Source organism: Marivita sp., assembly GCF_051859345.1.
GTDB lineage: Bacteria > Pseudomonadota > Alphaproteobacteria > Rhodobacterales > Rhodobacteraceae > Marivita.
Genome location: NZ_JBHYFV010000021.1, coordinates 57,352 through 66,598, shown reverse-complemented (window position 1 = coordinate 66,598; position 9,247 = coordinate 57,352). Strand labels below are relative to the sequence as shown.

At 62.6% G+C, this 9,247-nt stretch carries 11 protein-coding genes; all 11 read right to left on the bottom strand.

Going from position 1 to position 9,247, the window contains the following annotated elements; genetic code table 11:
* Nucleotides 1–59: 59 nt before the first annotated feature.
* The 11 genes from ACTIEN_RS14065 to ACTIEN_RS14015 all read right to left on the bottom strand — a co-directional run bounded on the left by ACTIEN_RS14065 (nucleotide 60) and on the right by ACTIEN_RS14015 (nucleotide 9,239).
* Nucleotides 60–638 (bottom strand): Maf family protein, encoded by a 579-nt coding sequence (locus ACTIEN_RS14065; protein ID WP_439523774.1) that lies wholly within the window; start codon nucleotides 636–638, stop codon nucleotides 60–62.
* Nucleotides 639–645: 7 nt separating this feature from the next.
* Nucleotides 646–864: a translation initiation factor IF-1 gene (infA, locus tag ACTIEN_RS14060; RefSeq protein WP_005978431.1), complete on the bottom strand. Its 219-nt coding sequence runs from the start codon at nucleotides 862–864 to the stop codon at nucleotides 646–648.
* Between the two features lie 82 nt (nucleotides 865–946).
* A complete protein-coding gene (locus ACTIEN_RS14055) occupies nucleotides 947–1,831 on the bottom strand; it encodes a carbon-nitrogen hydrolase family protein (RefSeq protein ID WP_439523773.1) in 885 nt (294 codons plus the stop codon).
* On the bottom strand, nucleotides 1,828–2,424 hold the full coding sequence (locus ACTIEN_RS14050; RefSeq protein WP_439523772.1) for a GNAT family N-acetyltransferase: 597 nt from the start codon (nucleotides 2,422–2,424) through the stop codon (nucleotides 1,828–1,830). Before ACTIEN_RS14050 ends, ACTIEN_RS14055 begins: the two co-directional genes overlap by 4 nt.
* On the bottom strand, nucleotides 2,424–2,819 hold the full coding sequence (locus ACTIEN_RS14045) for a ketosteroid isomerase-related protein (RefSeq protein ID WP_439523771.1): 396 nt from the start codon (nucleotides 2,817–2,819) through the stop codon (nucleotides 2,424–2,426). Before ACTIEN_RS14045 ends, ACTIEN_RS14050 begins: the two co-directional genes overlap by 1 nt.
* Nucleotides 2,816–3,265, bottom strand: coding sequence for a low molecular weight phosphatase family protein (locus ACTIEN_RS14040; RefSeq protein ID WP_439523770.1), 450 nt, complete (start codon nucleotides 3,263–3,265; stop codon nucleotides 2,816–2,818). Before ACTIEN_RS14040 ends, ACTIEN_RS14045 begins: the two co-directional genes overlap by 4 nt.
* A 5-nt stretch (nucleotides 3,266–3,270) precedes the next feature.
* Nucleotides 3,271–3,750: a UPF0262 family protein gene (locus tag ACTIEN_RS14035; RefSeq protein WP_439523769.1), complete on the bottom strand. Its 480-nt coding sequence runs from the start codon at nucleotides 3,748–3,750 to the stop codon at nucleotides 3,271–3,273.
* 68 nt (nucleotides 3,751–3,818) lie between these two features.
* Entirely contained in the window at nucleotides 3,819–5,039 is a 1,221-nt protein-coding gene (locus ACTIEN_RS14030) for a Coenzyme F420 hydrogenase/dehydrogenase, beta subunit C-terminal domain (RefSeq protein ID WP_439523768.1), read from the bottom strand.
* A gap of 186 nt (nucleotides 5,040–5,225) precedes the next feature.
* Nucleotides 5,226–6,308, bottom strand: coding sequence for a phospho-N-acetylmuramoyl-pentapeptide-transferase (mraY, locus tag ACTIEN_RS14025; protein ID WP_439523767.1), 1,083 nt, complete (start codon nucleotides 6,306–6,308; stop codon nucleotides 5,226–5,228).
* A 7-nt stretch (nucleotides 6,309–6,315) separates the two neighbouring features.
* Nucleotides 6,316–7,758, bottom strand: a complete 1,443-nt coding sequence (locus tag ACTIEN_RS14020; protein WP_439523766.1) for a UDP-N-acetylmuramoyl-tripeptide--D-alanyl-D-alanine ligase — start codon at nucleotides 7,756–7,758, stop codon at nucleotides 6,316–6,318.
* On the bottom strand, nucleotides 7,755–9,239 hold the full coding sequence (locus ACTIEN_RS14015; RefSeq protein WP_439523765.1) for a UDP-N-acetylmuramoyl-L-alanyl-D-glutamate--2,6-diaminopimelate ligase: 1,485 nt from the start codon (nucleotides 9,237–9,239) through the stop codon (nucleotides 7,755–7,757). Before ACTIEN_RS14015 ends, ACTIEN_RS14020 begins: the two co-directional genes overlap by 4 nt.
* Between the last annotated feature and the right edge of the window lie 8 nt (nucleotides 9,240–9,247).

Here is a 9,247-nt window from a genome sequence, read left to right as displayed (position 1 = left end):
CACCATCAGCGCCGCCGCCTCGCGGTCACTGACATGGTCCAATGCGATCAGACGCCCCTTCATGCCGACACCCCGTAAAGCGGATAGCCCGCCGCAACGAGCAGGTTTGCGGTTTCCGCCAAGGGCAGGCCCACGACCGCGCTGAAACTGCCGTTGATCCACGGCACAAACGCGCCCGCCGGCCCCTGAATGCCGTACCCCCCCGCCTTGCCGCGCCAGTCTTCGCTGGCCAGATAGGAGTTCACCTCGGCATCGCTGAGTGACTTCATCTTGACCTGCGTGACCACGTCCCGCTCCCAAATCTGCTCGCCCCGGCGCACGGCAACAGCCGTCACAACCCGGTGCCTGCGCCCGGACAACGCAAACAGGAATTGCGCCGCTTCGGCAGCATCCTCGGGCTTGCCCAGAATACGCCGACCCAAAGCGACAGTGGTATCCGCAGACAGAACGATCTCGCCCTCGCTTGCGGGAATCGCCAACGCCTTTTCGCGCGCAAGACGCACACAATAGGGACGCGGCAATTCACCGGGACGGGGAACTTCGTTGATATCGGGCGGGCGGATATCATCCGCCTCTACCCCGATCTGAGCCAAAAGCTCCCGCCGCCGGGGGCTGCCGGAGCCTAGGATCAGCTTCATGAATCGCTTACTTGAAGCGGTAGTTGATCCGACCCTTGGTCAGATCGTAGGGCGTCATTTCGACTTGCACCTTGTCGCCTGCAAGAACCCGTATGCGGTTCTTGCGCATCTTGCCTGCCGTGTGCGCGATAATCTCATGGCCGTTCTCAAGCTCGACCCGAAACGTCGCGTTAGGCAGGAGTTCCTTGACGACACCGGGAAATTCGAGCGTGTCTTCCTTGGCCATGGTTTCTCCTTAACTAACCACCCCGTCATAGTGCGAGGCGCGCTACTAAATGGGACCAAACGCCCAATTTATCAAGGCCTATTCAACCGAGTTTCCGCGTTGCGGCAATACCGTCACGTCCAATCTGGTCGTCCCAATGCCGCCGATTGAGCACGACACCATCCGCCCTGACATGCGCGATCCGCTTCAGATCGACCTCGGCATAGGTCCAGCCGGGCTGGTTCAAGGTGCCTTCCGCGATCACACCTGTGGGCGGAAAGCCGGTGTCGGGCGGGCCAAAAACACCGCCTACACCAGTGTTTTCGTCCACCGCTTCAGACCAATCACATGATCCAACAGTTGAAGACATGATCGTAACACATTGATTTTCCAATGAACGCGCCATCGTCCCAATGCGCACCCGCGAATACCCTGTCATGGCCTCGGTGCAGGACGGCACAAGGATCAGATCGGCGTCAGCCATCGCCCGACCCAGCAGTGGAAACTCGCTGTCATAGCAGATCAGGATTCCGATCACGCCCAACTCCGTCTCGAACAATTGCAACGGACCACCCCCGACAACACCCCAGTCCTCGCGTTCGAATCGCGTCATGATCTGTTTGTCCTGATGTCCCATGTCGCCATTCGGCGCAAAGAATCGGGCGCGGTTCACCGGGCGATCTCCGATTTCCGGATCAAAAACCGGGGCCGACGCCGCAAGGATGTGCACCCCGAACTCTTGCGCCAGACGGGCATGCAGCGCATCCGCGTCTGGTATCCGGTCCGACACCGCGCGCAGGGACGCTTCGAGGTCCAGCGCCGCTTCGCGTCCCGCCAGCGTCGCCAACTCCATCGCGCCATATTCCGGGAACACCAAAAGATCGGCACCAGCGCCAGCCGCCTCGCTCACCCAACGGGTCAGCTTTTCCTCGTAAGCCTCCCAAGACTCAAGGAAATCCATCGGATATGCAGCACTTGCAACTTTCATTTCTCATCCTCTGTCAAAGACCGCGTCCAGACCTGTAGCGGCTTTTTCGTCTCCTGCGGCTGGTCGACATCCTTCCACGAAAACCAGGCCACAGCCCCGCTTGACGGAGCATACCCCCGCTTTCGCCAGAACCCGTCCAAGGGCCGATAACCCTCGGGTCGCAACGGATGATCCTCTGGCCGCACCACGCCACAAAAGGCAGATACACGCGCGCCCAAAGCCCGTGCATGCGCCTCTCGCACATCAAAGAACCGATGCCCGATGCCCTGCCCGCGATAGTCCGGTAGCAACACCGACTCGGCGCAGTAGAAGATATCGTCCAGCACCAGACCTGTCCCGTCAAACGCCGCCGCGAAATCCTCGGCATGGTCGATCATCGGCGTCCCCGTCGCCGCCCCGACCAGCCGCGTCCCGTCAAATGCACCGACAAGGATCGCCGCGTCCGAGGACCGATAGGTCTCCAGGTACTGTCGTTCATACTCCGCATCGCCATCATACAGATACGGCCAGTCGCGAAACACCCGGATGCGCAGCCCCGCCACATCATCCAGAGCCGCATCAAGCGCCGCGCCGGTCAACGCCTCGATCCGCATCAGGAGACCTGTTCGATCCAGTCACTGAGATTGTAATAGGTCACGACACGGCTGATCTTGCCATCCGTCAGCGAAAAGAACGACCCCGCGGGCAGACGGTATCCCTGCCCCTTGGCCTCGGGTAAACCGGAATCGGTGGCAAGATACGTTCCGTTGACCATGTATTCCGCCGCCCCACGCGTGCCGTCCTCGGCGACGAACACCACCAGTTCGGTCAATGTCTCGTCATAACAGCGCGCCATGTGCTGGCAGAACGCCTCGAATGCGGCGCGGCCGATGCGGATATTGCCTTCGTTCACATGATGCGCCACGTCTTCGGCCAGACAATCCAGCATGCCGGGCACGTCATTGCGATTGAACGCGTCGAAGTAACGTTCGATGGTTGCTTGACTCATAGCCGCCCTCCCCATTTCCGTTTGAGTTGATCGACCAACTGGTCGCGCGTCTGCCGATACGCATTGAGCTTCTGCTCGCGGGTCTCGCCAAGTCCCGTCGGGTCCATGATCGGCCAGTATTCTACCGTCAGATGATAGAACCGCGTCAGATCCAGCGCCCGCCGCTGCGACGCCGGAGACAGGGCGACCACCAGATCGAACCCCGAAAGCGCCTCACCCATCTGTTCCAGTTCGTCAAAGCTTCGGGATTGGTGGCGGTCCATCTCGACCCCGATCTCCTTGCACACCGCGATTGCGAAACCGTCGATCTCGATGTCATTCACAACGCCGACGGATTGCACATAGGTTTCAAAGCCATAGAGCTTTTTCATGATGCCCTCGGCCATCGGGGACCGGACAGCATTGTGATCGCAGCAAAACAGAATCGACTGCGGCAATCCCCCCAAAACGATCAGCCCCCGAAATGCAGCACGCAGACCAACGTGAACAGGCGCCGCGCGGTGTCGTCATCCACCGTCACCTTGCCGTCGAGCCGTTCCTGCAGGATGCGCGCACCTTCGTTGTGGATACCGCGCCGCGCCATGTCGATGGTCTCGATCTGGCTGGGCGGCAGGGTTTTCACCGCGTCGAAATAGGATTTGCAGATCTGGAAATAGTCCTTCACCACCTGACGGAACGGGGTCAGCGAAAGATGAAATTCCGCCGCCTTTTCATGGTCTTCGTTGGTCACATCGAAAACCAGCCGCTTGTCCTTGATCGACAGCCCCACATTGTACGGCCCCTGCGGCACGGGTTTTCCGTCACGGTCCGGCAATTCGAACGTGTTGTGCTCCATCAGGTCGAACATCGCCACACGGCGTTCCTGTTCGATTTCAGGGGTGGGCGGGGGCAGATTGCCGTCGTCCAGCTTGATATGGGCAATGCGTGTCATGGGCGGTCTTCCTAAGTCTGCGCACCTCCCTAACGCGCGTTCGGATATCGCGCAATCTGACCTTTGGCCTAACCGCGCGTTTCGTCCTTGTCGGGACTCAGACCATATTTCGCCGCCACGCGCCAGACATGGGTCGGCACCATGTTCTTGATCCGCGCCGGATGCGCCCGCCGCAGGTGCAGAATCGTCTCGATGGCCTTCATCTCGACCCGCGCCCGCGCAAACTCCAACCCGCGTGGCCCGGTGCGCGGTTGCAACCACGCCACGATGGGCCGCACCCAATCCGGCATCCGCCGCAGCGGCAGCCCCCCGGCGGCGCGCTCGGTGTTGGCCATGAAGCCTTTCACCGCCGCCCCGCGCTTGCCCTTGTCCGTCAAGGCGCGCCGCACCACCCGGTCGCCCAGACGGTCCAGCACCGCAGCACCCCGCGCATTGCGCACGATCAGCCACTGGTCGCCATCACCACCCATGTAACCCACGGTGATATCCGCCAACCGGTTGGTGTAATCGACACAGGTCTTGCAGGTCATCGGAAAGAAATCCGCCGGCAGGTCCGACAGCGGCAGCTTCAGAAACGGCACAAAGCGCGGCTTGCGCCCGTCATCGAACCGCAACTCCACGCGGTAATCCGCCCGGAACTCCAGATACGAAACGGTCTCGGGCCGGTCGTCCAGCCGCGCCAGAAACGCGTGGAAATTCTCGGTTGTGGTGTTGTCCGAACAGGGCGTGCCGATCACCGTGATCTCATCGAACCCAAGCTCCGCCTCCAGCGCCCGCAGCGCGTAGACCTGGCAGGGAATGCCCACCACCGCGATCCGCCGATGCCCCGCAGCACGCGCAGGCTCCAGCAACGCCAGAAGCGGCCCGTAGCCCATCCGCATGCCCCGGCATTGGGCCATCTGGTCGGCCTCTGTCACGATCACCGGCAGCGGCTTCCACCGATCCTGCGGGTCCGGTGCCGTCGCCAACACCGCATCCACGGCACCAGCACGCAACAACTCTGCCGCCAGCGCCGTGGTCAGCCCGGTCCACTGCGCACCCTCTGCCGCAGGCTCCAGCCGCGCGCGGTACATCGCTTGGGTCACACCGAAGAACGCCTCGTCCCCCGCCCCGGCCAGGCGCCCATGCACCGACCTCTCAAGGCTCTCGTAATCCGGCTGGATAAACTGACAGGCCCGCCCGCAGGCGCGTCCGTCCCCCATGCGCGACACACCGCAATCAGTACACAATCCGTCGCGCGGTGCGCCGCCGATCCGGGGCACCGTCAGGCCAAGACGTCCACCATCCATGCCAACCCTCCCTTGCGCAATGTGTCAAGTTTAGTTGACAGTCAGGCGAAAAGCGAGTCCGCACTTCTTCTTTTTCCAAATATGCCAAAGCGACGCCGCCACTTGCGCAACACGCGTCAAAGGCGTCACCCAAACACGCGCCCGAGGACGTCGCCGAAGGCGCAAGGACGAGACATCCTGCGCGCGTCAGCGCACTTTGAGAGTAGCAAGACCGATCAGCGCAAGAATGAGCGAGATGATCCAGAACCGGATCACGATCTGCGGCTCGGCCCAGCCCTTTTTCTCGTAGTGATGATGGATCGGAGCCATCAGGAAGACGCGTTTCCCGGTGCGCTTGAAATACAGCACCTGGATGATCACCGACAGCGCCTCGACCACAAACAGCCCGCCGACGATCGCCAGCACGATCTCGTGCTTGGTGGCCACCGCAATCGCGCCCAAGGCGCCGCCCAACGCCAATGACCCGGTGTCGCCCATGAACACGGCCGCAGGTGGTGCGTTGTACCACAAAAAGCCCAGACCACCGCCGAACAGCCCGGCGGTAAAAATCAGGATCTCGCCGGTTCCGGGCACATAATGCACGTCCAGGTATTCGGTGAAATCGACCCTTCCCACGGCATAGGCAATCACGCCCAGCGTCCCTGCCGCGATCATCACGGGCATGATCGCCAGCCCGTCAAGCCCGTCCGTCAGGTTCACCGCGTTGGCGGAACCGACGATGACAATCACCGAGAAGGGTACAAACAGGTAGCCAAGATTGAGCAGCGTGTCCTTGAACACCGGAAACGCCAATTGGTTGGTCAACTCGGCGGGATGGTATTGCGCAGCCCAGAATCCCGCGATGGCGGCAATCAGAAATCCCAGCGACAACCGCACCTTGCCCGACACGCCTGCGGTGTTCTGTTTCTTCACCTTGGCATAGTCATCGGCAAACCCGATCAGCGCGAAACTCATGGTCACGAACAGCACCATCCAGACAAACGCATTGTCGAGCCGCGCCCAAAGCAGTGTCGAGGTCAACAAGGCCCCGACAATCAGCAGCCCACCCATAGTCGGTGTGCCCGCCTTGGTGAAATGCCCTTCAGGCCCGTCGGTGCGGATCGGTTGGCCCTTGCCCTGACGCTTGCGCAACACGTTGATCAGCGGTCGCCCGAAAAAGAACCCGAACAGCAATGCGGTCAGGAACGCGCCACCGGCGCGGAACGTGATGTAGCGAAAGAGGTTGAAGACATCCCCCCCGTCCGACAACAAGGTCAACCAGTACAACATGAACCTTTTATCCTTCCGCCTCGTCGCGCGCGTTGCCTTCGCCCATATTGCGTATGGCGTCAACCACGCGCGCCAGCCCCATGGACAGCGATCCCTTGACCATCACCACGTCGCCCGCATCCAATTGGCGTGGCAGGCGCGCGGCCATGTCGTCCGAGGTTTCGAACCACAACCCCCGGCGTTGTTCCGGCAAGGCGTCGAACAGGTGTCGCATCAGCGGCCCGACGCAATGCACCTTGTCCAGCGTCCCTGTCGCGTCAAGTTGGGCCAGCGCCGCGTGCAGGTCCGGGCCAGTTGGCCCGAGTTCCTTCATGTCGCCCAGCACGGCAATCCGTCGCCCGCGACTCACACGGCCCACATCATTTTGCACGGGTGCCGCCGCGAGAACCGCAAGCGATGCGGCGACCGATGCGGGATTGGCGTTATACGCATCATCAAACAGCGACAGGATCGCGTTCGGATCCGCCTCATCGAGGTGAATGGTCACATGCGCGCCGCGCCCCGCACCCGGATGCCAGCGCCCCATCGCGGCAAGCGACAGCGCCCGGTCCAGACTCAGCACCTCGCAGACGGCCAGCACCGCCGCGCCGTTGATGGCGAAATGCCGCCCCGGCGCGTCAATCTTGTAAAGAAGCTGACCCCCGTCGATATCGGCCTGCGCAACGCTGTGGCCACTGCTTTCGCGCACCAAGGTGACGCGCATGTCGCAACCTTCGCTTTCGCCGAACGAAACGCTGAGCGCTGCCTTGGCTTCGGCGCGCGCCTTCAGGATGCCGCTGGTCGCGAGGTCCCCGTTCCAGATCGCCACGCCACCCGACTCCAACCCGTCAAAGATCGACGCTTTTTCAAGGGCGATTCCGTCAATGTCCGCGAAGGCCTCAAGATGCGCGGGGGCGACAATCGTCACCAAGGCCACATGCGGACGGGCAATCCGGCTCAGCGGCGCAATCTCTCCGGGATGGTTCATGCCGATCTCGATCACGGCAAAATCGGTGTCACGCGGCATCCGCGCCAGCGTCAGCGGCACACCCCAATGGTTGTTGTAGCTGGCCTCGGCCGCATGCACCCTTCCGTGCGCGCCCAGAACCGTGCGCAGCATTTCCTTGGTCGAGGTTTTGCCCACCGACCCGGTCACACCAACCACCTTTGCCCCGCTGCGCGCCCGCGACGCCCGTCCAAGAGCCTCCAGCCCGGTCTGCACATCGTCCACGATCAAAAGCGGCGCATCGCGCGCCACGCCTTCGGGCACCCGACTGACCAGCGCCGCCGCCGCGCCCTTTTCCAATGCCTGCGCGACAAAGTCGTGCCCGTCCCGCGCCGCCGTGAGCGCCACGAAAAGGTCGCCGGGCTGAAGTGTCCGCGTGTCGATGGACACGCCCCGCGCGTCCCAAACGGTTGTCGCCTTGCCGCCCGTCGCCTCTGCCGCGTCTGCGCTGGTCCAAAGCGTCATGCCAGTTTCCCGTCCAAAGCCGCCACCGCAACGCTGGCCTGTTCCGTATCGTCGAACGGATAGATCGTTGTTCCCACGATCTGTCCGGTCTCGTGTCCCTTTCCGCAGATCAAAAGCGCATCGCCGGGCCCAACCGCATCGACCCCACGCAGGATCGCTTCGGCCCGGTCGCCCACCTCGGTCGCTTCGGGCGCACCTTCGAGAACGGCAGCCCGGATCGACGCGGCGTCTTCGGTCCGGGGATTGTCGTCGGTCACAATCACCTGATCGGCAAACTCCGCCGCAGCAGCCCCCATCAACGGCCGTTTGCCCGGATCGCGGTCACCACCCGCGCCGATGATCGCCACCAGCCGCCCCATCACATGCGGACGGATTGCCCGGCAGGCGGTCGCCACGGCATCCGGCGTATGGGCGTAATCGACATAGACCGCCGCCCCGTTGCTGCGTGTCGCGGCCAATTGCATCCGGCCGCGCACGGTTTCCAGCTCTGGCAACACCGCGAACACCCGATCCGGGGCCGCGCCGCTGGCGATCACCAGACCGGCTGCAATCATCACGTTCTCGGCCTGAAACCCGCCGACAAGGTTGAGGCGGCTCTGAAACGTCTCACCGCCAAACTTGATCCGCACATCCTGACCTGTGGCATCAAAACGTTGCCCAAGCAGAATCATGTCCGCCCCATCGTCGCGACCGACGGTCATGACCTCTTGTCCGCGCGCCCGAGCGATGGACAGCATGTCGATCCCGCGCGCGTCATCTATGTTGATCACCGCAATGGCGTCTTCGGGCAGCACGCGGGCAAACAGCCCCGCCTTTGCGTCAAAATAGGCTTCGAAGCTGTCGTGGTAATCCAGATGATCCTGAGTAAAATTCGTGAATCCCGCAGCCCGCAGGTTCACTCCGTCCAGACGCCGCTGCGCCAATCCGTGCGAGGATGCCTCCATTGCGGCATGGTCGATCCCGGCCTCGACCGCGCCCGCCAACGCGCGATGCAATGTGATGGGTTCCGGCGTTGTATGCGCCAGCGGAGCCTGCCAATCGCCCTCGACTCCGGTGGTGCCCAGATTGACCGCAGGATGGCCCAAAAGCTGCCAGATGCGCCGCACAAAGCTGGCCACGCTGGTCTTGCCATTGGTCCCGGTCACGGCGACCATGATGTCGGGCTGCTTGCCGAACCAAAGCGCGGCGGTAAAGGCCAGCGTCTGACGCGGATCAGCGGCAATCACAACGGCTGCGGTTGACGCGGCTAGTTCGTCTTTGGCGATGTCCGCACCCTCGACATCCGTCAGGATCGCGACTGCGCCCATGCGCAGGGCATATTGGATAAACTCCGCGCCATGCATCCGCGTGCCGGGCAAGGCCGCAAAAAGGTAGCCCTCTTTGACATCCCGGCTGTCGACGGCCAGACCGGTGATAAACGCCTCGGCACCGCCGCGCGCCGTCAGACCCAGATCGGTCAGGCTTTTGGCGTCTGCCCCCATGACGCACC

Excerpts from the sequence above, each read along its gene's own strand:
- ACTIEN_RS14030 (WP_439523768.1), bottom strand. The coding sequence starts at position 5,039 with ATGGATGGTGGACGTCTTGGCCTGACGGTGCCCCGGATCGGCGGCGCA.
- ACTIEN_RS14055 (WP_439523773.1), bottom strand. The coding sequence starts at position 1,831 with ATGAAAGTTGCAAGTGCTGCATATCCGATGGATTTCCTTGAGTCTTGG.
- ACTIEN_RS14020 (WP_439523766.1), bottom strand. The coding sequence starts at position 7,758 with ATGACGCTTTGGACCAGCGCAGACGCGGCAGAGGCGACGGGCGGCAAG.
- ACTIEN_RS14050 (WP_439523772.1), bottom strand. The coding sequence starts at position 2,424 with ATGCGGATCGAGGCGTTGACCGGCGCGGCGCTTGATGCGGCTCTGGAT.
- ACTIEN_RS14065 (WP_439523774.1), bottom strand. The coding sequence starts at position 638 with ATGAAGCTGATCCTAGGCTCCGGCAGCCCCCGGCGGCGGGAGCTTTTG.
- mraY (WP_439523767.1), bottom strand. The coding sequence starts at position 6,308 with ATGTTGTACTGGTTGACCTTGTTGTCGGACGGGGGGGATGTCTTCAAC.
- ACTIEN_RS14015 (WP_439523765.1), bottom strand. The coding sequence starts at position 9,239 with ATGGGGGCAGACGCCAAAAGCCTGACCGATCTGGGTCTGACGGCGCGC.
- ACTIEN_RS14035 (WP_439523769.1), bottom strand. The coding sequence starts at position 3,750 with ATGACACGCATTGCCCATATCAAGCTGGACGACGGCAATCTGCCCCCG.
- infA (WP_005978431.1), bottom strand. The coding sequence starts at position 864 with ATGGCCAAGGAAGACACGCTCGAATTTCCCGGTGTCGTCAAGGAACTC.
- ACTIEN_RS14045 (WP_439523771.1), bottom strand. The coding sequence starts at position 2,819 with ATGAGTCAAGCAACCATCGAACGTTACTTCGACGCGTTCAATCGCAAT.